Origin of the sequence: Isobaculum melis, assembly GCF_900111355.1 — a bacterium.
Taxonomy (GTDB): domain Bacteria; phylum Bacillota; class Bacilli; order Lactobacillales; family Carnobacteriaceae; genus Isobaculum; species Isobaculum melis.
In genome coordinates this window covers 253837-279366 of the sequence record NZ_FOHA01000002.1, presented here as the reverse complement: position 1 = coordinate 279366, position 25530 = coordinate 253837, and the positions used below count along the sequence as shown (strand labels likewise).

Genomic DNA, 25530 nt, shown 5'->3' with positions numbered 1-25530 from the left:
GACGTGGATGGAATCAATCAAATAGATGATTTATATGCGTTGTTAAAGGAACGAAAAGATGAGTATGTCATCTGGGGAGAAATAGTTGAGCGACTGGCTTATTTATATGGGTATTGCGCGACTAAGCAAGATGAAACATTCAATCAGCTTGGTGGCCCCGTTTATTGGGTAATTCGAGCGCGAGCGACTAAGAAAAAGGATAGAGAATTAGGGATTAGTCCTACTGAACGAAAAATCATCACAATCCTAGATTCATATGAAGCAACCTTCAAAAATGATCATGTAGCTTTAGTCAAAAAAACAAGTGATTATCCATCCTTTTTTACAAGTGAATAAAAAAAGGCCAGGATTGAATCCTTTTCAATCTTGAATTTTTCTACTTTAAAATCAATACAATGACTGGTTAGTCAGAACCTCTCTATATTGGACAGAAGATAAGAGGTATCATCAAATCAGATCACTTACAATGAAATAGGAGTTGATGAGATGGAATGGATAGATCGTTTAGAAGAAGCAATAGATTATATTGAGCAGCATTTGACAGAGGACATGGACCAACAAAAATTAGCCCAGCTTGCTGGTTGCTCTTACTATCATTTTCAACGTGTATTCTCTTATATGGTAGGTATTCCTTTAGCAGAGTACATCCGAAAAAGAAAATTATCTTTAGCAGCAGTAGATTTACAGCAAGGTGAGAAAGTGATTGATGTTGGGCTAAAATATGGTTATGAATCACCAACAGCTTTTAATCGTGCGTTCAAGCAAATGCATGAAATGACACCTTCATCTGCACAAAAAGAAGGAACAATGATGAAATCTTATCCCCGCATTAAATTCCAAATTACAGTTAAAGGAGCGGTTGAAATGGATTATCGAATTGAAACAAAAGCAGCTTTTACGATTATTGGGGCAAGCATTCCCCTATCAAAAGAAATTGAACAAAACTTTGTAGAGGTACCAAAGTTTTGGCAAAAGGTAGCAACTGAAGGAACCTTAGCAAAAATCATCCCTTTAATGAACCAAGAACCCATGGGTGTATTAGGTGTGAGTACTGGATTTGGTCAAGAGTCAGAAGAGCTAAACTATTATATTGCTGTCGCAAGTGATAAGGATGCCCCAGCTGGTTTAACGAGCTATAAAGTGCCACAAATGACCTGGGCCATTTTCCCAGGAGAAGGCTCACCACAGGCTATTCAAGAATTAGAGAAAAAGATTGTCACAGATTGGTTACCAACATCAGGCTATGAATATGCTGATGGTGCAGATATTGAGGTTTATTTAGACAATAACCCAGAGCATGCAAAGTTTGAAGTGTGGTTACCGGTAAAAAAAGCTTAATGACCTGTTGAAAATTATTTTCATCAGCTTATTTGAAGAAAAATAGAAGCCATAAGGTCAATGGTATCAAAATATCTGGTAAGATAATGAGGACATTTCCAGGGTTGAAATTCTTTTCGATGATCATTTCTTTGATATGATTAAAAGTTGCGCCAAGTAAAAAGGTAGTAACTGGTATGAGCGTAGCCACCCAAAATCGATCATTGAACCAGTAGCCAATCAGACCACAGATGCCAATACCTAAAGAGACAAAACCAACCTCTATCTGAAAGCCATTTGATACCCAGCCAATCGATTTAGCAACTTGTTTGCGCTTGATGACATGTCCAGTAAAATTGACAAAGCCAAAAAAGCTAAGATTCCCAATGGCTTGTACTAAGAAAAGCGTTTCAATCATGTGCTGTGGATGAATGGTTAAAACAAAGATAATAGATAGCACCCAAAAAATACAGTAACTAATTAAATAGATTATCATAATCCCTCCTAAAAATGATTTGATGTGGTTTTGATTGTCCTTTTTTTAACGAATATGATAGCTTAGGGCTAACTTATTGTTGTGAAATAGCTAGCATTTTTTAGTAGAAGAGATGAAACTGATTTTTATCTCTTCTACTATTTTTTTACTTTAAGCGGATGATAAAGCCTAGGAAAGGGAAGTACTCTTCTTCTTATCGGTCAGCAGCCCAATAGGGGATAAACAACATAAAAGAATCCCGGTAAATCGGAAAACATGATGAAAGGCTGTATCGATAGTAGTTGTTTGATAGTCCTTTATTTCATCCATTGCAACAATAATTGCTGTCGTTTTCTCAAAATCCTCTTGTCCAATTGCTGGTTCTTGCATTTGGGATTCAAGGTTTACTTGTAACTCTTTTTTGAGTTTTTCCTGTAGCTCTTTATTTTTTTCTTGCTCAATTTCTTTGCTTTTTTCCAGCAACGTTTGTTGTACCTCTTGTGGAAGAGCAAGACTCATCATTTTTTCATTGGAAAAAGTCGCAATATTTTTGCTAGCAGTTGTTAGGTTAGTTGTTAATAAGCTGATTAAAATGGCAATTCCTAAACAAGTACCAATCTGCCTAGCAGCATTCACAAGCCCCGAACCAATGCCACTTTTTTCTTCTGGTAGATGTTGGATAGAAGACATAATACATTGTAAAGTAAAGCCTAAACCAGCTCCGATTACCACCATATAAAGCACCATCAAGCTCTTTGATGTCATGGCAGATACGGTTGTTAGACATAAAATACCAATGCCAAAAAGGAGAATGCCTAAAAAATTAACCAGACGGGCATCAAATTTAGCTGTTAGGAAATTACCTAAGGGCATAAAGAAAATGACAGAAATAGAAGAAAACATGATAATAAAAGCAGCCTCTAAAGTTTTATAATGTAAGATACTTTGTAAGTAGTTGTTAAATATTAAAGAGGTACAGATAATTGAAAAACCTGATAATAAGTAAGTAAAACACGAGGCTGAAAATGTTTTTTCTTTAAATAGTGAAAGCTCAACCATTGGAAAGGTAGATCTTTTTTCAACCCAGATGAAAAGAAATAAGTTAAGTACTGAAAGAAATAACAATGAAAGAATGATAAGAGAACTCCAACCATAAGTATTGCCTTTTAATAAAGCAAAAGTGAAGGAAGCTAATGTGATGGTCAAGGTTAACATTCCCCAGTAATCAATTTTTTTGGACACTGTTTGATCATAGGATTCATCTGCACAGCTTGCAATTAATATAAAAGCAATCGCTATGAAAGGAACATTGACTAAAAAGATGCTTTGCCAATTAAAATAATCTACTAATACACCACCAATCGGCGGACCTCCAGCAGCAGCTAAACCAGAAACGGCCCCAACTAGACCTGCAAATTTAGGGATTTTATTTTTCCCAAGTGCAGCAATTCCCATCGGCATCGTTAAAGGCGTAATGATTGCACCACCTAATCCTTGAACAAAGCGCGCCACAATTAACATGGGTAGATTTGTTGCCAATCCACAAATAAAGGAACTCCCTCCAAATAAAATCAAACCAATCAGCATTAATTTTTTTCGTCCAAATTGGTCAGCAAATTTTGAGCTAATAATCATAAAAATAGACATACTCAACACATAACTGGTCGTAATCCAGCTGGCATCATCTAAGCTCACTTGAAAGTAAGCTGTAATGTCAGGTAAGGCAATGTTCACAATTGTACTGTCAATAATCCCGATAAAGGTAGCGATAATTAAGGCAGTTGCACAAGCTATTTTTTTCATAAAATCCTCTCCTTTTTCTGAATATGAATTCATATTCATGTTTTATCTTATGCGCAATTTTTTTAAATGTCAATCAATTTTGACAATTGATGTTAAATCCTCTAAAATCGAAAGAGAGAAAAGGGGTGTGCCAAATGACAGATGAAACCATTTATAGAGAGCCTCAACAAAAAAGAAGTATTGAAAAAAAAGAACGTATTTTAGCGGCCTCTTATGCACAATTCTGCCAAAATGGCTATGCACAGACCACGATGAATGATATTGCTAAAAGCGCCAAAGTCTCAGTTGGAACCGTTTATTCATATTTTAAAGATAAAAAAATGATTTTTAAGCTTGTTTATGAAACCTATGTCAACTCACTTGAACAAACCTTTGAGTTAGCACAATATCAAGAAATTACCTCAATAGCAGCCTTAGAAGAGTTATTTATCCGTTCAATTAAAGACCTGATTAAGCTTCATCAAGACTCAATTAATTTTCAAAAAGAGACAAAGATGCTATACCAAATTGATGAGGAAGTGGCTAAATTATCAGATGCCTCTTATCAAAAGAGCCTTGATTTTATCAAAGAAGCACTTCAATCAACTAAAGTGGCACTAAGAGTAACAGATTTTGATGCTGCGGCTATCTTGATTCGTGTGCTTTGTGACGGTGTAGTGGATCAAATTACTTTTTACCCAGAGCTAATTTCTGAAAAAAAAGCGGATCAATTGATTCAAGAAACAACCGAAATGCTGAAACGTTATCTTTGTGTGATGAATGAGGATTAATTCTTTCATTCATAGATATCTTGTAAGCGTTGACAGAAAGAAAATCATCCCTTATACTGAGGGTAGAAAAAAAACGGACGATGGCGCTGTAGTCATCAAATAGAGTATGTTACTGATTAAAGCAGGCAGAACTCAAATTACCTAGGAACAAGTTTAACTTGTCTCTAGGTAGTTTGAGTTTTTTTTCTGGAAAGGAGTAAGTCAGTGAAGGTTAGCCAAATATTAAATAACAATGTAGCAGTTGTCAAAAGAGGCGAGAATGAGGTCATTGTTTATGCAAGAGGACTCGCTTTTAGAAAGAAAGTCGGACAGGTCATTACTGAGGATGAAATTGAAAAAACCTATGTCTTAGATTCAACAGATTTATTGGAGCACTTTAGTTATTTATTATCCCATTCGGATGAATTGCATATTACGATTGTGAATGAAATCATTGCTTATGGAGAAGAAAAACTAGGAGAAAAAGCCAATGATTATTTAAGCTTAACCTTACTAGATCATATTGGCTTTGCATTAAAACGTGCTGCCAAAGGACAATTTATCCGCAGTCCCTTAACTTGGGAAGTGAAAAAATTTTATCCTGAGCATTTTGCTATCGGACTTTATGCACTTGATTTAATTAACCAGCAATTTCAGGTGGAATTTCCAGAGGATGAAGCGGTATCGATTGCCTTACATTTTGTGAATTTACAAGAAGGAAAAAATAATTTAGAAGAAACGATTCACTCAATGGAAAGTTTAAGAGACATCATTTCAATTATTCAATATCATTTTCAATTGACAATCGACGAGCATTCCATGAATTATATGCGTTTAATGACTCACCTTCAATATTTTATCCAACGAATACTGACAAAAAACATTTATGACGAAAGCGATGCTATTTTAAACGAACAAATTAAAGCGCTCTATCCAGATGCATATGAATGTGTTCAGAAAATTAGAGTCTATATCAGAGAAAAATATGCTTGTGAATTAACCACAGATGAAGAGACCTATTTAATGCTGCATATTCATCGGATTACGAATAGAGCTTAACAAAGAGAGAAGAGGTCGAAAAATGAAGTATCAACAATTTAATGAAGAAATCATTCAACTTATCGGTGGAAAAGAGAATATTCAAGCCGTAGTTCATTGTATGACTAGATTACGCTTTACTTTAAAAGATCGTTCACTTGCACAAACAGATGCAATGAAAGCGATGGATGGTGTGATTGATGTTGTCTCAAATAATGTATCTTATCAAATTATTATTGGCACACATGTCAGTGAGGTTCATGCTGAATTGATTACCATGTTAGGCTTAAGCAATCAAACAACTAATGAAGAAACTGTTGAGGAGAAAAAACATCCTTTAAAAGCGATGCTAGATTTGGTTTCAGAAACCATGACACCTGTGATTGAGCCGATTATTGCTTCTGGTTTACTAGCAGGATTCTTATCACTTTTTACCATGACAGGTATTCTATCAGCTGAAAGTCCCACTTATATTTTATTAAATTCGATTCGTGAAGCAGTCTTTTTCTTCCTTCCGATTCTGATTGCGATGTCTTGTGCTAAACGTTTAAATGCTAGTCCTTATTTAGCAGTAGCATTAGCAGCAACTTTAGTTTCATCTTCCATTAATGATGTAGCAGGCCTAAGTATTTTTGGGATTCATCTACCACAAATGGCTTATGCAAACTCATTTATTCCTATTATTTTAGCGACTTGGTTTATGGGGAAATTAACGCTCTTATTAAAAAAATATATTCCTAAATTTTTACAATATTTCTTAAATCCAGTTCTAATTATGGTCATTTGTTTACCTGTTACTTTACTGATTTTTGGACCAATTGGCATTTGGATTGGTGATGGACTAGGCTGGTTCTTTGAATTGCTACACAATACTTTTGGTAGCTGGATTGTATTGACCCTTTATGCCGCTTTCCAACCCTTCTTAATTATGCTCGGTGCCGGAAACTTTATGATGCCATTAGCATTAAACTTTGTGAATAAAATGGGCTATGATCCAATCTTCTTAGCAGCAGCAACCATTTCAGATATTGCGGTATCTGGAGCGATGCTAGGTTATTTCCTTAAAGCTAAAAATTCTGAGCAAAAACAATTATTTGGAACAGTTAGCTTTAGTGCCATTATGGGGGTTACAGAACCCGCTATTTATGGAGTATTTGTTAAATATCGAAAACCTTTTATTGCGGTAATGATTGGTGGCGGAATCGGTGGTTTATTTGCCGGTTTAATGAATGTTAAAACCTATTCAATCGTTTGGGGCTTAATGGGCTTACCTTCTTATGCAGAAAATCAAGATTTTGCCAATTTAACCTTTATGATTATTAGTGTGGTTATTGCCTTTGTAGCAGCTGCAGTAGCTGCCTATCTATTAGGTATTCCATCAGAGAAAAAAGAAACAGCTTCAGTTAAAGAAGAAGTTGCACAACCAAATAAAGTCAAAAATAGCTTGAAAAAAATTCCTTTATATTCAGTTGCTGCAGGTGAATTGATTCCACTAGCAGAGGTTAAGGATCAAGCCTTTTCAACAGGTGCATTAGGTAAAGGAATTGGGATTTTACCAACTAGTAATGAAGTGGTTTCACCGGTTGATGGAGAAGTCATGGTAGTCTTTCCAACAAAGCATGCCATTGGACTAAAAACCAAAGAGGGGGTAGAGGTACTGATTCATATTGGCATTGATACAGTGGAACTTGATGGTCAACACTTTGATACCATCGTAACAGCAGGAGATCAAGTAACAGCAGGACAATTACTGGCAACAGTCGATTTTGAAGGTGTGAAAGCGGCAGGATATGATCCAACCATTATTGTTGTGATTACGAATACTGTAGACTATTTAGATGTGATTCCATCTCCAAGTGGTGCACTAACAAGTGAAGCTGAGTGCTTAACCATCATGTTATAATAAAATAAATAAAGTTTAGAGGCTAACAAAGCGTAGCCTCTAAACAACTTTAAGGAGCGATGACGCAATGAAATGGAATCAAAACTTTTTATGGGGCGGTAGTATTGCAGCCCATCAATGTGAAGGTGCTTGGAACGAAGCTGGCAAAGGCATTGCGATTATGGATTTAGTCACACAAGGAACCTATGAGGTACCACGTGAAATTTGCCAAACAATTGAAGCTGGTAAAAGCTACCCTTCTCATGAAGGCATCCATTTTTATCATACTTATAAGGAAGATATTGCCTTATTTGCAGAAATGGGCTTTAAAGCGCTACGTATCTCGATTGATTGGTCAAGAATTTATCCACAAGGAGATGAAGCAGAACCAAATCAAGCAGGGATTGCCTTCTATCAAAATGTTGTAGCAGAGCTAAGAAAGCATCAAATTGAACCGATTGTGACCCTTTATCATTTTGAAATGCCAATTCATTTGGTCCGTGCTTATGGTTCATGGACCAACCGTCAGGTCATTGATTTTTATTTGAAGTTCTGTGAAACCATGTTTACAGCCTTAAAAGGGAGCGTTCGTTATTGGGCAACCTTTAATGAAATGAACCATATTGATCCACAAACTGAAGCCTCAGATATTTTTACCTATATTATTGCTGGATTAAAATATTCAGAGCTAGCGGATAAAAAGCAAACCTTAGCCACAATTGGTTACAACATGACCTTAGCAAGTGTCAAAGCAGTCAAATTAGGGCATGAAATTGATCCTAGTAATCAATTTGGCTGTGTTTTTGGGCTAACCCCTTCTTACCCTGTCAATTGTAATCCAACCAATGTGATGAACGCTTTTCAAGAAAACGACCATGAATTTTATCAAATTGATGCTATGTGTCATGGAAAATTTCCAGCATATAAACTACATCAATATGCAGAACAAGGCATTCATCTGACAATCACAGATGAAGATGTTCAAGCTTTTGCAGAGGGGAAAATCGATTTCATTGGATTAAATTATTATTCTTCAAGTGTGGCTCATTATGAAGGAGACGATGAAAGCGAAGAAACCCTATTTGGTGGCGTCCAAAATCCTTATTTAGAACAAAGTAAATGGGGCTGGGCGATTGATCCAATCGGTTTACGCTATCTCTTAAATTATGTGTATCGTCGTTACCAACTACCAATCATCATTACTGAAAACGGCTTAGGTGCAGTGGATGAAGTGGCTGAAAATGGTGAAATTAATGATGATTACCGCATTGAATATATTGAGAAGCATATTGAACAAATCAAAAAAGCTGTGACAGAAGACCATGTAGAATGCTTTGGCTATCTGACCTGGGGACCGATTGATTTAGTGAGTGCCACAACAGGAGAAATGAAAAAACGTTATGGCTTCATTTATGTTGATAAGCATGATGATGGCACTGGCACATTGGCTAGAAAAAAGAAAAAATCATTCTATTGGTACCAACAAGTCATTCAAGAAAAACATTAAAAAAAAAAGCAATAAATCCAATTTTTAGCGGGTTTATTGCTTTTTTTTATCTTTTTATATAAACCATGAATAAGGGTTGACATATGATTGGTTGTTCATATATAATGTAATTAACATATGAGTAACTATTCATGTGTTAATTACATTGATTAAAAGAACGACCCAATACATGAACAATTGCATGGAAAGAAGGGAACCCCTTATGGAAACCACTAAAGTAGACAAACACAATCATCAACAGAATCACGCACATCACGAACACGAACATGACCATGGATGTCATGGACATAGTCACAGTCATGGCAAATCACCAATTGTTTTATTCTTTACAGGACTTGCAGCTTTTATACTGGCATTCTTCTTACCAGCAGACTCAATCTTACAAGAGATTTTCTTTATCAGTGCGATGTTAATGTCGGGCTATCACATTATGATGGAAGGTGTAGTAGACACAATTCAATCAACTAAACGTAAAAGAAAATTCTCTCCTAATGTGCATATTTTAATGTCCTTAGCAGCACTTGGAGCAGCCATTATTGGACAATATGAAGAAGGTGCCTTGCTGATTATTATCTTTGCAGCAGCTCATTTCTTAGAAGAATATGCAGAAGGCCGTAGCAAACGAGAAATCACGAATTTGCTTAAAATGAATCCAACTGAAGCGAGACTGATTGGCGCAGATGGAAATGTGAAAACGGTAGCTGTTTCAACACTTAAGATTGGAGATTGTTTGCAAGTCTTAAATGGTGATCAAGTTGCAACAGATGGTGTGATTTTATCTGGTAGCACCTCAATTGATGAATCATCTATTAATGGAGAAAGTATCCCAAGAGAAAAAACAGTCGGAGATGAAGTATTTGGCAGTACCATCAATGGGACAGGTACTTTTACAATGGAAGTGACAAAAGATAGTAGTGATACGCTTTTTGCTAAAATTCTGCAATTAGTCAATCAATCACAAGCTAATTTATCTAAAACAGCAACTAAAATTCAAACACTAGAACCCTACTATGTCACAGCAGTTCTAGTTCTTGTACCGATTTTTATCCTATTAGGCCCAACTATTTTCAATTGGGATTGGAATGAAAGCTTCTATAGAGGGATGGTCTTCTTAATTTCAGCTTCACCTTGTGCTCTTGCTGCTAGTGCAGTACCAGCCACTTTATCAGGCATTTCCAACTTAGCTAAACGTGGTGTTCTATTCAAAGGAGGTTCTTATCTTTCCAATTTAGCAGGCATTCAAGCTGTTGCCTTTGATAAAACAGGAACATTAACACAAGGAAAACCATCTGTAACAGACACTTATTTTATCTCTTCAACAGACAATAACATGCAACAAAAATATATCGACATGATTGTTGCAATGGAAAAAACAGCCAACCATCCATTAGCCAATGCTATTTTGGAAGGCTTCTCAGCTGAAAAAATACTAGACTTAACAGTTGAAAATGAAATTGGAAAAGGCTTAACCACCACTTATGAGGGGGATAGCTATCAAATTGGGAAGCCTGAAAGCTTCGAGCATATACCAATGGAAATTAAAGCGCATAATGAGCGCTATGCTAAAGAAGGTAAAACCGTTGTTTACTTTGCTGAAAATGACCAAGTAAAAGGCATGATTGCGATGATGGATGTACCAAATGAACATGCACGTACAGTCATTAGCTACTTGAAATCACAAAATATTCATACAACGATGATTACTGGTGATGCAGCATTAACTGGTGAAGCAGTTGGCCGCCAAATTGGCATTGATGAAGTGATTGGGAATGTCTTACCTGAAAATAAAGCACAAATTATTAAAGACCAACAAGCAAAATATGGTTCAGTAGCCATGCTTGGTGATGGTGTCAACGATGCTCCAGCTTTAGTGACTGCAGATATTGGCGTTGCTATGGGAGATGGGACAGATGTAGCGATTGACGTAGCCGATGCTGTTTTGATGCAAAATGATTTAACCAAATTCAGCTATGCGCACAAAGTTTCTAAACGTCTCGATCGTGTTGTCTGGCAAAATATTATCTTCTCCATGTTGGTTGTTGTGTTACTTGTTACTTTAAATATTTTAGGGAAAATGGATATTACGATTGGTGTTATTGCTCATGAAGGAAGTACATTAATTGTTTTATTCAATGGTTTACGCTTATTGATTCCTTCTAAAGAGTAGATACAAACGAATCTTGATTCAATTGCTAGAACATAAACTAGACATTTTACTAGTCATGTTCTAGCATTTTTGATTAATGTTTGGATTTTATGAGATGCTATTATAAATAGCAAAAGAGCCAAAACTCATTGAGTTTTGGCTCTTTATTGCATTTATTTAAACCGCAATTCCAATTGTTTTGCCACAAGAGATAACGCATAACAAACTAAAAAGTAAAGTAAGGTCATAGCAACAAACATTGGCAACACATAATTGGTACTTTGCCCATAAATAATTTTAGCGTGATGTGTCACTTCTGGTAAAGCAATAATGACAGCAAGGGAAGTATCCTTAATTAACGCAATAAATTGACTCACAATCGGTGGTAACATCTTTTTTAATCCTTGAGGAATCAGAATATACCATAAACCTTGCCCATAGCTTAAACCTGTTGACCGCGCTGCTTCCATTTGTCCATTAGGTACAGCATTTAAGCCACCACGAATAATTTCAGATAACATAGCAGACTCAAAAATCGTTAAAGCCACAATCGCAGACCAAAAAATATCAAATCTAATCCCAATCTGCGGTAAGGCAAAGTAAGTGAAGAAGATAATTAAAAGTAACGGTAAATTACGAATCACTTCTACATATAAACCAACAATTTTTGATAGGTAAGGAATTTTTGCAAAGCGAACCAAGCCAATCAATCCACCAATAATGAAACTTAAAACAATTGAAATACCTGCAACTTGAACGGTCACCCATAAGCCTTCTAATAAAAAGCGAATATTGACCCATGAAAAAGCACCTGAAAAGTCCATTTATCTTCCTCCTTTCTATCCATTCACCGCAAATTTTTTCTCTAATCGGTTCATGATGATACTTAATGGTAAGGTTAAAATTAAATACAACAATGCAACAATCATATAAGTGTCAAACGTATTAAAGGTTGCTGAAGCAATTAAATCCCCTTGGTACATTAAATCTAATCCAGTCACAACAGCTAAAATAGACGAGTTTTTAATTAAGTTAATAAATTGATTGCCCAGTGGCGGAATCACAATTTTAATCGCTTGTGGCAACACAATATACCACATCGCTTGGACATAACTAAAGCCTGATGATCGTGCTGCCTCTAATTGACCAGGAGGAACTGCTAAAATCCCTGCCCGAATCGTTTCAGCAATAAAGGCTGAAGTATAGATTGTTAAACCAATTGTTCCCGCTGTAAAACCATCAAGCTTAAACCAAAACATGGGGACAACCACATAAAAAAACATGGCAATAATTAATAAAGGAATATTTCTAAAAAATTCAACATAAATTTTAGCAACAATTCGTAAAGGCTTCGAATGAGAAATCTGAAAAATTGCAATTAAAATCCCAATGATTAAACTAAAAATTAAGGCAATCACACTTGAAAGCAGGGTATATTTAAGTCCTTCTAAAAATTCTCCTGAATGATCCATAAATAATTGTAGCATTTTTCCCACCTCCTATTTCGCTTCATTTGTTGCATCTGGCAACCATTTTTGATAAATTTTCTGATACGTGCCATCAGCTTTCATTTCGGCTAAGGCCTGATCAATTTCTTTGACAAAAGCTTCTTGATTTTTGTTTATGGCAATTCCATAAGGTTCATCAGTGAAAATGCCACCAACAACTTCATAATTGCTGTCTTCTGAGGCCATCCCGTAGAGAATAGCATTATCTGTGGTCACAGCATCACCTTGTCCAGATTTTAAAGCAGTATAAGCTTCTGCATAGTTCTCAAGCTCTAAGATCTTCGCATCTGGTGCCGCTTTTCGAATATTTGTAGCAGAGGTTGAGCCTTTCACAGCTAAGACGGTTGTATCTGCATTTAAATCTTTAATGCTTTGAATGGTGCTACCTTTTTTTACAAGTAAAGATTGACCTGCTTCAAAATAAACATCAGAAAAATCAACCACTTGCTTGCGTTCATCTGTAATCGTCATTGTGGCGATAATCCCATCAATATTGCCATTTTTAAGTAACGGAATCCGCGTTTTAGAGGTCACTTCGACAAATTCTGCTTTGCCTTTAGGGCCTAAAATTCGCTTAGTTAATTCTTTGGCAATATCAATATCAAAGCCTTCAATTTCACTTTTTTCAATATTATAAAGACCAAATAATTTGGTATCTATTTTAACACCCCAAGTAATTGTGGGTTCTTTTTCAATTCTTTCTACAATATCTTGCTCTGCAATATTCTGTTTCATACAACCAGTCAATGTAAAAAGAAAGAGGCACATCGTTAAAAAATAAGTTAATTTTTTTCTCATAGGTTGAGAACCTCCATTCTAATGATTGATAATTTTACTCAAGAACTGTTTCGCGCGTTCTTCTTTTGGATTTTCATAGAAAGTTTTGGCAGGACTATCTTCTAAAATGACCCCATTTTCCATAAAAATCACACGGTCAGCTACTTCTTTAGCAAAGCCCATTTCATGAGTAACAACGACCATTGTCATTCCTTCAGCTGCCAATTTTTTCATCACATCGAGCACTTCTCCAATCATTTCAGGATCTAAAGCAGAAGTTGGCTCATCAAAAAGCATCACATCTGGATGCATCGCTAAGCTTCTAGCAATGGCGACACGTTGCTGCTGCCCGCCTGATAACATTGCAGGGAATGAAGCAGCTTTATCTAACATACTCACTTTAGTGAGCAGTTCATTGGCTTCTTTTTCTGCTTGCTCTTGGGATAGCTTTAAGATTTTCTTTGGAGCAAGTGTAATGTTATTTAAGACATCCTTATGTGGATATAAATTAAAATGCTGAAAAACCATCCCAATATTTTTTCGTACATCATTTAGATTGGTTTGCTTATCATGTAAATCTGCCTCATTAACAAGTAACTGACCTGAGGTGATTTCCTCTAAACCATTAATACATCTTAATAATGTACTTTTACCAGAACCAGAAGGACCAATTAATACCACAACCTGTCCTTTTTCTACCTTTAAATTGATATCTTTTAGTGCTTGAAATTTACCATAATATTTATTTACGTCTTTAAATTCAATCATGAATACTCCTCCTTCATCCTTGTCTCTAATCTTTATCTAATAAATCACTCATTTCATTTTAATCTGATTGGTAAGGAAATGTCAAAACAAATCTGACTTGGAATGTAAGAAAATGTAACATATGCTGCTTTTAGTTGGGAAAAAGGGAGTTGTTTTTGAAGTATTTCATTTAGGATGTAAGGAGATGTACCGTGTGGACTCTAGATTTTGAGAAGAAATGTTATCTGTGTTATTATAGTACAATAGATAATAGGAGTGTGAAAATCATGAAATATTATGACCAACATTTACATACTAACTTTTCATTTGATTCAGATGCAACCTTTGAGGATTACTTAAAACAAGCGCCAAGCTATTTTGTCACAACTGAGCATCTAGATTTTCATAACCCAGTATCGGACTATAGAGACGACCTTCCTGATGATGACGCTTATCGTGAAAAAATTGCACAATTAGCACAGGAATATGACACACACTTTTTAAAAGGAATTGAAGTTGGCTATACAACTGCCTCAAAAGAGCAGATTGAAAGCTATTTAGCTGATAAAGAATTTGATTTAATTCTTTTAAGTATTCATCAAAATGGACAATATGATTTTTCAAATTGCAATAAAGAAAAAATGAACGTCCATCAAATGATGATGGAATACTTTACCTTGATGTTAGAAGGCATACAAAACGTAAAAGGTGCAAATGTACTTGCTCATTTTGATTATGGCTTACGCAATTTTTCCTTATCTGTAGAAGCGCTACAAGCATACGAAAGCCAGCTGAAGGAAATTTTTACAGCAGCGATTCAAAAGCAAATCGCTTTTGAGTTAAATACGAAAAGCATGTATCGTTATGAAAATGAAGCTTTATATCGTTACGGTATCAAGCTATATCAATCTTTAGGTGGAAAATACTTTACGATTGGCTCTGACGCCCATAATGCAGAAAAATTTGAAAGTTATTTTGAGCAAGCCATTCAATTACTCCAAGACTTACATGTTTCTGACTTAACTGTGTATCAAAGTGGTCAGCCAATTAAAATTGCCATCAATAGATAATAAAAAAGCCTCACGAGGCTTTTTTATTATGGGGCTAGTAATTTTTCCTTTATAAGAAAATCTTTTGCAACCGCTTGTGGTGTTTTACCATTTACATTGACTTCAAAATTCATTTGTCGCATCTCAGCATCTGTAATTTTACCAGCGAGCTGACCTAGCACCGGTTCAAGCTCAGGATATTTTTTTAATGTACTAGCAAGCATTAAAGGTGCACCTTGATAAGGAGGGAATAAACCCAAATCATCTTTTAGCACAGTTAATCGATACTCAGCTAGCTCACTATCTGTTGAATAAGCATCAATCACATCAATATCTCCTGATTGAGTTGCTGTATAGCGTAACTTAGGTTCCATTGTCTGTAACTGTGCAAAACGAAAGCCATACTGATCCTGAATCCCAAGGTAACCATCCTTGCGATCCGTAAATTCAAGTGTAAATCCTGCTTTGATTGTACCTGCAAGTGGTTGCAAATCAGAAATAGTCTTTACTTGATATTTTTCTACAATTTGTGGTGTCACGGCTAAAGCATAGGTGTTATTGTAAGTCATTGGTTTTAAATAAGCCATCTCAAATTCCTTAGCTAATCCATCCTTTGCTTGTTGATACACTGCACCAGCATCATTAGAAGCTGCATGCTCATCTAAGAATGTCTCTAGCACAGTTCCTGTAAATTCAGGATAAATATCAATATTCCCCGACTGGAGAGCATTAAATAGAAACGAGGTTTTCCCCATGTTTGGTTTTAAGGTGACCTTTAAATCCGTTTGATCCTCAATTAAATATTGATACATATGAATCAATAGTTCAGGCTCAGAACCAAGCTTACCAGCAATCACAATTTCATTCTGTTGCTTATTAAACAAAGGTGCAAGTGCGAAACCAAGAAAAACAATCAAAGTCCCACCCAAAATCCAAAGCATCTTTTTAATGGAGACAGACTTTAAGCGTCCCAATAAAAAATCAAATAAAATCGCAAGCAACGCAGCAGGAATTGCACCTAATAAAATGAGCTGATGGTTATTACGGTCAATTCCTAACAAAATCAAACTCCCTAAACCACCTGCACCAATTAATGCTGCAAGCGTAGCAGTTCCAATAATTAACACCATAGAAGTCCTAATACCAGCCATCATCATCGGCATGGCAATTGGAATTTGCACCTTCATTAAGCGCCTTAACCGATTCATCCCCATTGCTTCACTGGCTTCAATTAAGGAGTCATCAACTTCAATGATTCCTGTATAGGTATTTCTTAAAATGGGTAGTAGCGCATAAACAACTAAGGCAATTACTGCTGGCAATGTGCCAATCCCCACAATGGGAATGAGTAGTCCTAATAAAGCAAGAGAAGGAATGGTTTGGAAAATCGCTGTCACTTGAATCATTGGTTCAGCAATTTTTTTATGCTCAGCAAGATAAATCCCTAAAGGTAAGGCAATAAAAATGGCAATTAAAAGTGCTAATAAGGATAATTGAATATGTTCTAAAATCGCAGTCCATAACTCATTTTTTCGTTCACTTAATAGTTGAATAAAATCATTCATGAGCTGATCCCTCCTTTTCTAGCTCCTTAGCAAGATAGCTAAGGTAGTGTTTGGAGGTAATCAAACCAAGGTAACACTCTTTATCATAAATGGCCACTTGATTGTGCACAGCTAGCAAGTGAATCAGCTCATTTAAGGAATCCCCCAAATATAATTGCGGAGCAGTTCGGAGAGCCTCACTAGCATCAAAATATCCCTGTTCAATTAATAAAGTAACCATTGGCTGTGCCGTTACAGGAAGGTTTTCTGAGCCTAAAAACTCTTTAACAAAGTCATTCTTAGGCTGATTACAAATTTCTTTAGGTGTTCCCAATTGCTCAATTTTACCTTGTCGCATAATGGCAATCCGATCACCTAAATAGAGCGCTTCTTGGATATCATGAGTGACAAAAACAATTGTTTTCTTTACTTCTTTTTGTAAGCGAAGCACATCCTGCTGTAACTTTTTCCGACTAATCGGATCCAAAGCACTAAATGGTTCATCCATTAAAATAATATCTGGATTAGCCGCTAAAGCCCGAATCACTCCAATCCGTTGCTGCTCACCACCTGAAAGAGCTTGTGGTTTACGATGACGATAACTTTCGGCATCAAGACCCACGCTATTAAGTAGCTCCGTCACACGATTTGCCATCTTATCCTTTGACCACTTTTGCATCTCTGGTACAACCGTAATATTTTCCTCTACCGTCATATTAGGAAAAAGGGCAATCTGTTGTAAAACATAGCCAATATTCCAGCGTAATTCATTTAAATGATACGTATGAATTTCTTGCCCATGAATTTTGATAGTACCAGCTGTATGAGGAATTAAACGATTCATCATTTTTAAAGTCGTTGTTTTGCCACAACCACTAGGCCCGATTAAAACAAAAAATTCACCTTCCTGAATCGTTAAGTTCAAGTTTGAAATAATTGGCTGTCCGTTATCATATTCTTTTGTCACATTTTCAAACTGAATCATATAAGTTCTCCTTTTCATGAAAAAACGTATGCTAATTATAACTGAACAAAAGTTCTTTTGCGAATGATATGCAACATTAAATGAATGATTCACAATCAAAAAAAACTAGAAAGGGTTGTTGAACCTTGCATCATTACTATTTAAATCACGCACTCTCAAATTTATTCGTGCAAAATCATGTTGAGCACCGTATAATAATAAAAGCAAGGAGTTGAAAAAAAGCATGATACATATTTTAATTGCGGATGACAATGCGTTTATTACTGGGGGAATGGCCATTGTTTTAGATTCTTATCCAGATATTGAAGTCATCCAGACAGTAGAAAATGGCCAAGAGGCTGTCAATTATTGTAAGGCACATCCTGTTGATGTTGTTTTACTAGATATTCGTATGCCAGTGATGGACGGTGTCACTGCAACCAAACAAATTGTGGAGCAGACAGAGACGAAGGTTATGATTTTAACCACATTTGATGATGATCAATATATTTCAGAAGCGTTGGAAAATGGTGCAAAAGGTTATTTACTCAAAAATAATGAACCAGATACCATCGTCCATGCCATTCGTAGTGTAGCGCTCGATCAACATGTGATTCAAACGGAGATTTTTGATAAGGTCAAAGAGCAAATGCAGACTGGTCAAACCATAACGAATGAACCTCAAATTGATTTAAGCGATTTTACAGAAAGAGAAATAGATATCATGAGAGGGATTTCTAGAGGGCTTTCTAATAAAGAAATTGGGAAAACACTCTTTATTTCTGATGGCACAGTCGCCAATTATATTTCAACAATTCTCAGTAAAACAGGACTTGCACATCGCACCCAAATTGCAATTTACTTTTTAACAGGAAAGATTGGTGATTAGGCAATGAGATTAAATGATAAGCTGATCTTTCAATTGATTTTATTAACGATTTTATCTATTGAACAAGCCATTTATCATTTTGAGCGAATCGGCTTTTTCTTACTCGCAATTTGCCTTTATTTCTCATTCAGCCTCCTTTATTTTGTTTGTCAACCAATCAAATTACAACAACTCCTTGTATTCCTCATGCTAAGTTTGATTTTAGGATTTGGTCTTTGGCATTATCCAAGCTTTTTCTATCTGTTTCCTATCACGATTGGTGGTTATCTTACTGACATCACAAGTTTTAAAGATAACCCTTGGTTTTTAATCGGGGCAAGTTTATTGCCATTATTAATTGGGCTACATTCACTACTTGAAATGAGCTTATATTTATTGACCATTCTTGCTACCTCTTTTATTTTACGCTTGAGCACACAAATAAAAGGATTGACGAAACAGCTAAAAAACTTGCAATTAAACCAAATTCAGACAAATGAACTAAGGGAAAGACAATTATTTGAGCAACAAAAAAATTTAGTCCATATGGAAGCAAAGAATGAATTGTCTCATACTTTACATGATGAAGTTGGGCACTCATTAACAGGGGCTTTAATTCAAATGGAAGCCGCTAAAAAAATATTAGCAACTCAACCAGAACAGGCAGAAACCTTGATTAGCAATGCGATTCAAATTACCAAAACGGGGATTGAGCAAATTAGAGTCACATTAAAAAGAATCAAACCACCACAAGAAAGTTTAGGAATTCAAAGATTAAAAGGACAACTAAGTGATTTCTCCAAAGAATATCAGATGCAAACAACCCTCTATTTTACTGGAGATTTAACCAAAGTAACCCCTTTAATGTGGCAGGTATTTTCACAAAATTTAAAAGAATCTTTAACAAATACGTTGAAATATGCGGAAGCAAGCAGAGTAGAAGTCACACTTTCCGTTTATCATAAAATCATTCGACTTGAAGTGAAGGATAACGGGAAAGGTGCCCCAAGCGTCAAAAATGGACTTGGGCTTACTGGCATGGAAGAACGGACGGCAAAACTAGGAGGACATATCCTGATTGTTAGCCAACCACATTTCGCTGTCACAACCCTTATTGCACTTTAAATGAAAAGATATGAGAATTCTCATGTTAGGAAATGAATGATTGCACTAAGCAACATTCATTTTTTTTGTTAAGATGAAATCACAAAGAAGAAATAAAGGAGCGGAACAACATGAAATGTATCAATATTAAAGAATTATCTAAACAATTTGACCAGCATATTGCTGTAGACAATTTAAATTTATCAATTGAAGAGGGCGAAATATTTGGTTTATTAGGACCAAACGGTGCTGGGAAAAGTACAACAATTAATATGATTTGTGGTCTATTACAAAAATCTAAAGGAACCATTGAAATTTTAGGAAAAGAACAAAAAGGCATCAGTGATGTTGAGATTAGAAAAAATATAGGATTGGTACCACAAGATATCGCCGTTTATGAAGAGCTAACAGCTTATGAAAATGTGAATTTCTTTGCTGGCCTCTATGGTTTACGCGGTACAGCCTTAAAAGCAGCAGTAGAAGAAGCATTAGGCTTTGTGGGCTTGCTAGATAATAAAAATCACAACCCTTCTTCTTTCTCAGGTGGGATGAAACGTAGATTGAATATTGCTTGTGCGATTGCTCATAAGCCAAAATTAATTATTATGGATGAGCCAACTGTTGGGATTGATCCACAATCTAGAAATTACATTTTAGAATCGATTAAAAAATTAAATCAACAAGGTAGTACGATTATTTATACAAGTCATTATATGGAAGAAATTGAAGAAATTTGTACAAATATTGCGATTATCGATCAAGGAAAAGTGATTGCAGAAGGTAGTAAAGAAGCCTTGAAGAGCATGGTAACAGATATCCGTAAATTAAGTATTGAAATGGCTTCAGAAGCTAAGCCAATGCTAGATGATTTATTGCTAGTACCTGGTGTGAAGCATGCTGAGTTAAATGGTGCAGTTATTGAAGTGACCTCATCCGTAGAAGTCAATAACCTCAATATGATTTTAGAGAAATTAATGGCACAGCAGATTGAAATTCAAGGCGTAGAAGCACAAAAAGTAAACTTAGAAACCGTATTCTTAACCTTAACAGGACGTACATTACGTGACTAAACACTTAAGGTAGATTGGAGGAGAAAAATGAATACATTAATCATTGCTTGGACAGAAATCAAATTAACAATCAGAGAAAAAAGCAACATCATTTATATGCTAGCCTTACCCATCTTTCTGATTACAGTATTAGGCGTAGCTTTAGGCTCCGGTTTTAGCGAAACAGTTAAAATAGATGATATGAAAATCGGCTATCAAGTGACAGAAGAAGCATTGGAGCAGCCTTTTGAAATGTTTATTAAGGAAGTAGAAACGGATGCTTTTGCTTTTGAAGAAATCACAAGTGCATCAGAAGGCGAAGAAGCAGTCAAAAATGGCGATTTAACAGCTATTGTTGAAGTAGATAAAGAAGGGATGCACCTTTCTTATCAGGATCAATTAGGTGAATTTTCAAAAGCTGTGATTGAAGGCTACATGGAAGGCTTTAGTGGAGAGCTACAGTTAATTCAAACACTTTACCAAGTAGCACCGGAAAAAATGGCAACCTATCAATCAGCTAGTAAAGAAACAACCAATCAGATTACAACAGCTGGTGTGGCAGGAAAAGAAACCGAATCTTCTATTCAATATTATTCAATTGCAGTCATTACAATGATGATGGCTTATGGCATGCTTTATGGTGCACAAATCTTAGCTTCAGAAAAAAGATCTCATACCTTAAATAGAATTTTAATGACGCCTGTAACAAGAGGGCAGTTATTTACCGGGAAATTATTAGGATGTATTACCATTCAAAGTGTCTTTATTGCATTGACCATGTTATACAGTTATCTAGCGTTCCAAATGGATTGGGGCTCTTATTGGTTGATTGTATTTGGCCTCTTTACGCTTGAAATGATCTGTGCCATTGCCATTGGTTTATTTGCTGATGGTATCACAGGTGGTAAACTGAAAGGCTTGCCTGGTATCCTCTCAATTGTAATTACAATATTTTCAGCACTTGGTGGTGCTTATTTCCCAATACCTGATAGTAATGTATGGAAAAACATTTCTCCAATTGGATATTTATCAACAGTCATGAAACAAGTTGTTTATCAAAATAAATTAGATGTTTTACTTTTACCTATCATTGTATTAGTCCTGATTAGTGTCGGATGCATATTAGGGTATAGTGTACTAACAAGAAAAAAAGAGGTGATTTAAGTGCAACAATTAATCTGGTTAATAAAACAATATTTTAAAACAGCCTTTTCAAAAAAAAGCCGTATCCTTACTTATGTACTATTCCCACTAGCCTCTATTCTTTTGGTTTTAGCACTTTACTCAATGGAGAGTGGAGACACTGAGCCACCAAAATATGGTGTGATCTATGATGAACAAACAGTCTATGGTGAAAAAGCCATTGAATTAATGGGAAAAGAAGGACAGGCAATCACTGTTTTTGAAACAAAAAAAGAAGCTGAGGATGCCTTGACTGAAGAAAAACAAGCAGCGGTCATTATCTTTGAAAAAGGCTTCAACCAAGCTGTCGATCAAGGTGAAACAAAGCATGTTCAAATTATTTCCTTAAAAGGGGATGTCGTGAACAACACAGTGAAAAGAGCGCTTGAGCCTAAAATCAATCATCTCATTCGTTTACTTGATTTAAGTGATGGCAATCAAGCTACCTTTGAAAAAGTTTTAGCAGACTATGAAGAAAATGCTTTTCCAGTCAATGTTACAAAAGTTTCTTCTACAGAAAAAACCGGAAAAATATTAGGCGCAACGATGCTAGGTGTACTTAGCTTCTTCCTACTTACTTCAGCGGGGAATATGAGTGATTTCATGGCAAAAGAAAAAGAAGAGAAAACCTATTATCGCCTACTCAGCACACCGATTAAAAATAGTACCTATGTATTAAGCAAAATTGTTGCTAGCTTCCTTTTACTTGAAGGTCAAATTATCTTAACCTTGTTAATGATGAAATTTGGTGCAAGTATTGATCCAGGTGTTTCCTATCTATTCTTGTTCTTTATGCTTAGCCTGTTTGGCTTGGTTTCAGTGAGTCTAGTACTTGTGATCTTTACTTATAGTTCAAGCTATCGAGTGATGACTTCAATGAAAACCATGATTTTCACTGGAAGCAGTATGCTAGCAGGAATGTTTGTACCGTTATCACTGATGCCTGACTTTATGCAGAAAATTGCTCATATTTTCCCACAGTTTTGGTTAATTGATGGGATTAAAAAAATACAAGAAAACGGAGACTTCTCTGAAATTCTATTGAACATTGGCATCTTACTTGCCTTTAGCATACTACTATTTAGTCTTGCGACTTACCGCCAAGGAAAAGGTGGACAAAAACAATCCTTTGTATAAATAAAAACAGTAAAAAGATACGATCTTTTTACTGTTTTTTTCTATCTTAAGCCTGTTGCTCTAATGCCAACAACCAACTTTTCTTCTGTATTCCCTCGCTTGAATTTCCCATATAACCTGTTAGCTTCCCATTTATACCAATTACCCGATGACAAGGAATGACAATTGCAATTGGATTTTTTTTATTAGCTTGTCCAATCGCTCGAACCGCTTTTGGACTACCTGCAGCTTCAGCAATCTCAGCATAAGAACGTGTTTCTCCATAAGGAATCTCCAACAAAGCTTGCCAAACCTTTTGCTGAAAGGGTGTCCCAATATGAATCGAAAGCGGAACAGTGAAATCTTTTCTTTGTTGCTTAAAATAAGCCTTTAACTGTTCAGCTAGCATTTTTGTAAATGGACCATCTGGTGCTGTTTCAGGTAGACTTTCATCTAAGGTAAAAGCAAGCTGTGTGATGCCGGTTGCATCTTCTTTTAATTCAATTTTTCCAGTTGGACTGTTGATAATCATCAGTTGCCTCCATTCATTTTTCTTTATTGTACCAGAAATTCAGCAAGGACAGATGGTAAAAGTCCTACTTTGTGTTAAAATAATCTTATGACAATGTGAGAGAAGGAGAGGAATCAAAATGGAAACCATCACGATTTATCATACCAATGATTTACATTCACATTTTGAAAACTGGCCTCGAATTTCACATTATCTCAATGAACAAGCAGCACAGCAGAAACAAGCCTATATATTTGATATTGGAGATGCGATGGATCGTGTGCATCCATTATCTGAAGCAACTGCTGGCCAAGCGAACATAGCAGCACTAAATGAAGTCCCTTATCAAGCCGTAACCATTGGAAATAATGAAGGAATTGGCAATAGCAAAATAGAATTAAATCAGCTCTATCAAGAGGCACAATTTGATGTGATTCTGTCCAATCTCTATGATCATGATACTGGGAGGATGCCAAACTGGGTAAAGCCTTATGATATCCTCATCACAGAATCAGGCTTTAGAATAGGCATTTGTGCCCTAACAGCTTCTTTTCCAGAAACCTATGGCCCAAATGGCTGGGATGTCTTATTACCAGATGAAGTTTTACCAGCCTTGATAGCTGAATTAACACCACAAGTAGATACTATTTTGTTATTATCACACCTTGGTTTTAGAGAAGACCAAAGAATTGCCAAAGCCTATCCAGAAATCGCCGTGATTCTTGGTGCACATACCCATCACTTATTACCAGAAGGCTTTTGGGTCAATCAGACCTTACTTGCTGCAGCCGGAAAGTTTGGTCAATATATTGGAGAAATTACCCTCTCAATTGAAGCACATCAAATCATTAAAAAAACAGCCGTTGTACAGGAGGTTGCCTTATTACCTGCAAGAGAGGCTGAAAATGAACAAATCAATCACTATCAACTACAAGGTGAGCAATTACTAAGCAGTCAAAAAGTAGCCAATTTGCAGACAGACTATCCTTTACATTGGTCAGGAGAATCAGCACTCGTCAAGCTAGGCTTAAAAGCAATGAAAGCTTACACAAAAACAGAAGTGGCCATTTTAAGTGCAGGCCTTTTTCTTAGACCCTTATCAGCAGGAATCGTCACAAGAAAAGAGCTCCATGAATTATTACCGCATCCAATGCGTCCAACTCGTGTGACCTTAACAGGTGCAAATATTGATCGAATGATCCGAGAAATGGAAAAGAATCGACACTATTTAAGACAATTTCCGGTTAAAGGAATGGGATTTAGAGGCAAAGTCTTTGGTGAAATATGTTATGATGGTATCAGCTATGAAGCAGCAACAAAAACGGTTTATTGGCAAGGAAAGCCACTAGATTTTAAGAAAGAATATACCTTTTCAACAGTTGATCATTATATTTATCTACCCTTTTTCCCAACAATTGAAATTTGTGGAAAAACGGAAGTGCTATTTCCTTACTTTTTTAGAGATATTTATGGGATGTACCTTAGAAAGAACTATCCAATTGACTAAAAAATCAGTATAATAATGAATGTAGGCGGTGAAAAAATGACAAATGAAGAGAAACAAATAGAACCAGTAGAAGCGGTTCTTACTATAGAAGAAAAACAAAACACGACAGCTATTGATGCAGCAGCAGAAGTAGCGGAAGTGACAGTTGAAGAAGAAAGTCGCGTTAAAATGTTAGATGCTACTCATTTGGTAATTGATGAAAGAGAATATGAAATTGTGAAAGACTATCGTGAGGCGTTTGATAAAGAAAAGCTAGGCGAGCGTTTTAGTGATATTTTAGGGAAATATGATTATATTGTAGCGGATTGGGGATTTGAACAATTACGCTTGAAAGGCTTTTATGAGGATAAAAATAAAAAAGCGCCATTAGAACAGCGAATCGGCACATTAGAAGATTATATTTATGAATATTGTAATTTTGGTTGTGCTTATTTTGTGCTAAAACGGATTGGTGGCAAAAAAGAGCGACCAACTCGTAGCAAAAAGCCACGCTATTCAAAAGATAAAAACAAACCAATAGCAGCAGAACAGAAAAAAAGTGAAGTCAAAAAAGCACCAAAGAAAAAAAATAATTTTACCGTTAAGAAAAAAGCTACAAAGACACCAGTAGCTGAAAAAAAAGAAAAAACACCTGTGCAAAAAACAAAAAGACATTTTAAAATTAGTAAATCTGAAGAGGAATAAGGG

The 25530-nt window shown here is 35.9% G+C and carries 24 protein-coding genes; 15 read left to right on the top strand and 9 right to left on the bottom strand.

Translation table 11 applies throughout. From position 1 onward, the window contains the following. Nucleotides 1-3 precede the first annotated feature (3 nt). Together BMW29_RS03065 and BMW29_RS03060 are read left to right on the top strand one after the other, a co-directional pair. Nucleotides 4-336 carry a hypothetical protein gene (locus BMW29_RS03065; RefSeq protein WP_092650182.1) on the top strand — a complete coding sequence of 111 codons (333 nt, stop codon included), beginning with the start codon at nucleotides 4-6 and terminating at the stop codon, nucleotides 334-336. Nucleotides 337-486: 150 nt separating this feature from the next. Next, nucleotides 487-1338 carry an AraC family transcriptional regulator gene (locus tag BMW29_RS03060; protein ID WP_092650180.1) on the top strand — a complete coding sequence of 284 codons (852 nt, stop codon included), beginning with the start codon at nucleotides 487-489 and terminating at the stop codon, nucleotides 1336-1338. Nucleotides 1339-1366: 28 nt separating this feature from the next. Here the strand turns inward: BMW29_RS03060 and BMW29_RS03055 are convergent, their stop codons facing one another. Both BMW29_RS03055 and BMW29_RS03050 read right to left on the bottom strand, forming a co-directional pair. Then, nucleotides 1367-1813: a DUF6790 family protein gene (locus BMW29_RS03055; protein ID WP_218139630.1), complete on the bottom strand. Its 447-nt coding sequence runs from the start codon at nucleotides 1811-1813 to the stop codon at nucleotides 1367-1369. Between the two features lie 168 nt (nucleotides 1814-1981). Next, nucleotides 1982-3595, bottom strand: a complete 1614-nt coding sequence (locus BMW29_RS03050; RefSeq protein WP_177165658.1) for an MFS transporter — start codon at nucleotides 3593-3595, stop codon at nucleotides 1982-1984. A gap of 134 nt (nucleotides 3596-3729) precedes the next feature. Here BMW29_RS03050 and BMW29_RS03045 point away from each other — a divergent pair, with 134 nt between their 5' ends. From BMW29_RS03045 to BMW29_RS03025, 5 genes are all read left to right on the top strand, one after another. After that, nucleotides 3730-4365 carry a TetR/AcrR family transcriptional regulator gene (locus tag BMW29_RS03045; RefSeq protein ID WP_177165657.1) on the top strand — a complete coding sequence of 212 codons (636 nt, stop codon included), beginning with the start codon at nucleotides 3730-3732 and terminating at the stop codon, nucleotides 4363-4365. A 204-nt stretch (nucleotides 4366-4569) separates the two neighbouring features. Beyond that, nucleotides 4570-5403 carry a PRD domain-containing protein gene (locus tag BMW29_RS03040; protein WP_092650174.1) on the top strand — a complete coding sequence of 278 codons (834 nt, stop codon included), beginning with the start codon at nucleotides 4570-4572 and terminating at the stop codon, nucleotides 5401-5403. A 22-nt stretch (nucleotides 5404-5425) separates the two neighbouring features. After that, entirely contained in the window at nucleotides 5426-7285 is a 1860-nt protein-coding gene (locus tag BMW29_RS03035; protein ID WP_092650172.1) for a beta-glucoside-specific PTS transporter subunit IIABC, read from the top strand. 67 nt (nucleotides 7286-7352) lie between these two features. Beyond that, entirely contained in the window at nucleotides 7353-8771 is a 1419-nt protein-coding gene (locus tag BMW29_RS03030; protein ID WP_092650170.1) for a family 1 glycosylhydrolase, read from the top strand. A gap of 202 nt (nucleotides 8772-8973) precedes the next feature. Next, nucleotides 8974-10938 (top strand): heavy metal translocating P-type ATPase, encoded by a 1965-nt coding sequence (locus BMW29_RS03025; RefSeq protein WP_092650168.1) that lies wholly within the window; start codon nucleotides 8974-8976, stop codon nucleotides 10936-10938. A 152-nt stretch (nucleotides 10939-11090) separates the two neighbouring features. Here BMW29_RS03025 and BMW29_RS03020 read toward each other — a convergent pair whose 3' ends face one another. Genes BMW29_RS03020 through BMW29_RS03005 form a run of 4 tightly spaced genes read right to left on the bottom strand, consistent with a single transcriptional unit; the run spans nucleotide 11091 to nucleotide 13970 of the window. Next, nucleotides 11091-11741, bottom strand: coding sequence for an amino acid ABC transporter permease (locus BMW29_RS03020; RefSeq protein WP_092650166.1), 651 nt, complete (start codon nucleotides 11739-11741; stop codon nucleotides 11091-11093). Nucleotides 11742-11756: 15 nt separating this feature from the next. Beyond that, nucleotides 11757-12404 carry an amino acid ABC transporter permease gene (locus tag BMW29_RS03015; protein ID WP_092650164.1) on the bottom strand — a complete coding sequence of 216 codons (648 nt, stop codon included), beginning with the start codon at nucleotides 12402-12404 and terminating at the stop codon, nucleotides 11757-11759. A 12-nt stretch (nucleotides 12405-12416) separates the two neighbouring features. Next, nucleotides 12417-13223 carry a glutamate ABC transporter substrate-binding protein gene (locus BMW29_RS03010; protein ID WP_092650162.1) on the bottom strand — a complete coding sequence of 269 codons (807 nt, stop codon included), beginning with the start codon at nucleotides 13221-13223 and terminating at the stop codon, nucleotides 12417-12419. Nucleotides 13224-13241: 18 nt separating this feature from the next. Continuing rightward, nucleotides 13242-13970 carry an amino acid ABC transporter ATP-binding protein gene (locus BMW29_RS03005; RefSeq protein WP_092650159.1) on the bottom strand — a complete coding sequence of 243 codons (729 nt, stop codon included), beginning with the start codon at nucleotides 13968-13970 and terminating at the stop codon, nucleotides 13242-13244. 266 nt (nucleotides 13971-14236) lie between these two features. Here BMW29_RS03005 and BMW29_RS03000 point away from each other — a divergent pair, with 266 nt between their 5' ends. After that, nucleotides 14237-15019, top strand: coding sequence for a PHP domain-containing protein (locus BMW29_RS03000; RefSeq protein WP_092650157.1), 783 nt, complete (start codon nucleotides 14237-14239; stop codon nucleotides 15017-15019). 26 nt (nucleotides 15020-15045) lie between these two features. Here BMW29_RS03000 and BMW29_RS02995 read toward each other — a convergent pair whose 3' ends face one another. Continuing rightward, nucleotides 15046-16563, bottom strand: a complete 1518-nt coding sequence (locus BMW29_RS02995) for an ABC transporter permease/substrate-binding protein (RefSeq protein ID WP_092650155.1) — start codon at nucleotides 16561-16563, stop codon at nucleotides 15046-15048. Further along, nucleotides 16556-17527 (bottom strand): ABC transporter ATP-binding protein, encoded by a 972-nt coding sequence (locus BMW29_RS02990; RefSeq protein ID WP_092650153.1) that lies wholly within the window; start codon nucleotides 17525-17527, stop codon nucleotides 16556-16558. The genes BMW29_RS02995 and BMW29_RS02990 overlap by 8 nt, the downstream gene beginning before the upstream one ends. 223 nt (nucleotides 17528-17750) lie before the next feature. Here BMW29_RS02990 and BMW29_RS02985 point away from each other — a divergent pair, with 223 nt between their 5' ends. The 5 genes from BMW29_RS02985 to BMW29_RS02965 all read left to right on the top strand — a co-directional run bounded on the left by BMW29_RS02985 (nucleotide 17751) and on the right by BMW29_RS02965 (nucleotide 22846). Continuing rightward, nucleotides 17751-18395: a response regulator transcription factor gene (locus BMW29_RS02985; protein WP_092650151.1), complete on the top strand. Its 645-nt coding sequence runs from the start codon at nucleotides 17751-17753 to the stop codon at nucleotides 18393-18395. 3 nt (nucleotides 18396-18398) lie between these two features. Next, nucleotides 18399-19499 carry a sensor histidine kinase gene (locus BMW29_RS02980; RefSeq protein ID WP_092650149.1) on the top strand — a complete coding sequence of 367 codons (1101 nt, stop codon included), beginning with the start codon at nucleotides 18399-18401 and terminating at the stop codon, nucleotides 19497-19499. 110 nt (nucleotides 19500-19609) lie between these two features. Further along, complete coding sequence (locus tag BMW29_RS02975; protein WP_092650147.1) at nucleotides 19610-20548, top strand: ABC transporter ATP-binding protein; 939 nt, start codon at nucleotides 19610-19612, stop codon at nucleotides 20546-20548. Between the two features lie 27 nt (nucleotides 20549-20575). After that, the gene (locus tag BMW29_RS02970) at nucleotides 20576-21691 is read left to right on the top strand and encodes an ABC transporter permease (RefSeq protein ID WP_092650145.1); all 1116 of its coding nucleotides are present in this window, start codon (nucleotides 20576-20578) and stop codon (nucleotides 21689-21691) included. Continuing rightward, the gene (locus BMW29_RS02965) at nucleotides 21692-22846 is read left to right on the top strand and encodes an ABC transporter permease (RefSeq protein WP_092650143.1); all 1155 of its coding nucleotides are present in this window, start codon (nucleotides 21692-21694) and stop codon (nucleotides 22844-22846) included. 46 nt (nucleotides 22847-22892) lie between these two features. On the opposite strand, the gene BMW29_RS02960 is transcribed toward BMW29_RS02965, so the two are convergent. Next, entirely contained in the window at nucleotides 22893-23357 is a 465-nt protein-coding gene (locus BMW29_RS02960; RefSeq protein ID WP_092650141.1) for a methylated-DNA--[protein]-cysteine S-methyltransferase, read from the bottom strand. A gap of 118 nt (nucleotides 23358-23475) precedes the next feature. Here BMW29_RS02960 and BMW29_RS02955 point away from each other — a divergent pair, with 118 nt between their 5' ends. Both BMW29_RS02955 and BMW29_RS02950 read left to right on the top strand, forming a co-directional pair. Then, the gene (locus tag BMW29_RS02955) at nucleotides 23476-24843 is read left to right on the top strand and encodes a bifunctional metallophosphatase/5'-nucleotidase (protein ID WP_092650139.1); all 1368 of its coding nucleotides are present in this window, start codon (nucleotides 23476-23478) and stop codon (nucleotides 24841-24843) included. A gap of 36 nt (nucleotides 24844-24879) precedes the next feature. After that, entirely contained in the window at nucleotides 24880-25527 is a 648-nt protein-coding gene (locus tag BMW29_RS02950) for a YutD family protein (protein ID WP_092650137.1), read from the top strand. Nucleotides 25528-25530: the final 3 nt, after the last annotated feature.

Excerpts from the sequence above, each read along its gene's own strand:
- BMW29_RS02995 (WP_092650155.1), bottom strand. The coding sequence starts at position 16,563 with ATGAATGATTTTATTCAACTATTAAGTGAACGAAAAAATGAGTTATGG.
- BMW29_RS02960 (WP_092650141.1), bottom strand. The coding sequence starts at position 23,357 with ATGATTATCAACAGTCCAACTGGAAAAATTGAATTAAAAGAAGATGCA.
- BMW29_RS03060 (WP_092650180.1), top strand. The coding sequence starts at position 487 with ATGGAATGGATAGATCGTTTAGAAGAAGCAATAGATTATATTGAGCAG.
- BMW29_RS03000 (WP_092650157.1), top strand. The coding sequence starts at position 14,237 with ATGAAATATTATGACCAACATTTACATACTAACTTTTCATTTGATTCA.
- BMW29_RS03035 (WP_092650172.1), top strand. The coding sequence starts at position 5,426 with ATGAAGTATCAACAATTTAATGAAGAAATCATTCAACTTATCGGTGGA.
- BMW29_RS02980 (WP_092650149.1), top strand. The coding sequence starts at position 18,399 with ATGAGATTAAATGATAAGCTGATCTTTCAATTGATTTTATTAACGATT.
- BMW29_RS03015 (WP_092650164.1), bottom strand. The coding sequence starts at position 12,404 with ATGCTACAATTATTTATGGATCATTCAGGAGAATTTTTAGAAGGACTT.
- BMW29_RS02970 (WP_092650145.1), top strand. The coding sequence starts at position 20,576 with ATGAATACATTAATCATTGCTTGGACAGAAATCAAATTAACAATCAGA.
- BMW29_RS02950 (WP_092650137.1), top strand. The coding sequence starts at position 24,880 with ATGACAAATGAAGAGAAACAAATAGAACCAGTAGAAGCGGTTCTTACT.
- BMW29_RS02990 (WP_092650153.1), bottom strand. The coding sequence starts at position 17,527 with ATGATTCAGTTTGAAAATGTGACAAAAGAATATGATAACGGACAGCCA.
- BMW29_RS03020 (WP_092650166.1), bottom strand. The coding sequence starts at position 11,741 with ATGGACTTTTCAGGTGCTTTTTCATGGGTCAATATTCGCTTTTTATTA.
- BMW29_RS03005 (WP_092650159.1), bottom strand. The coding sequence starts at position 13,970 with ATGATTGAATTTAAAGACGTAAATAAATATTATGGTAAATTTCAAGCA.
- BMW29_RS02985 (WP_092650151.1), top strand. The coding sequence starts at position 17,751 with ATGATACATATTTTAATTGCGGATGACAATGCGTTTATTACTGGGGGA.
- BMW29_RS02955 (WP_092650139.1), top strand. The coding sequence starts at position 23,476 with ATGGAAACCATCACGATTTATCATACCAATGATTTACATTCACATTTT.
- BMW29_RS03010 (WP_092650162.1), bottom strand. The coding sequence starts at position 13,223 with ATGAGAAAAAAATTAACTTATTTTTTAACGATGTGCCTCTTTCTTTTT.
- BMW29_RS03025 (WP_092650168.1), top strand. The coding sequence starts at position 8,974 with ATGGAAACCACTAAAGTAGACAAACACAATCATCAACAGAATCACGCA.
- BMW29_RS03030 (WP_092650170.1), top strand. The coding sequence starts at position 7,353 with ATGAAATGGAATCAAAACTTTTTATGGGGCGGTAGTATTGCAGCCCAT.
- BMW29_RS02975 (WP_092650147.1), top strand. The coding sequence starts at position 19,610 with ATGAAATGTATCAATATTAAAGAATTATCTAAACAATTTGACCAGCAT.
- BMW29_RS03055 (WP_218139630.1), bottom strand. The coding sequence starts at position 1,813 with ATGATAATCTATTTAATTAGTTACTGTATTTTTTGGGTGCTATCTATT.
- BMW29_RS03045 (WP_177165657.1), top strand. The coding sequence starts at position 3,730 with ATGACAGATGAAACCATTTATAGAGAGCCTCAACAAAAAAGAAGTATT.
- BMW29_RS03050 (WP_177165658.1), bottom strand. The coding sequence starts at position 3,595 with ATGAAAAAAATAGCTTGTGCAACTGCCTTAATTATCGCTACCTTTATC.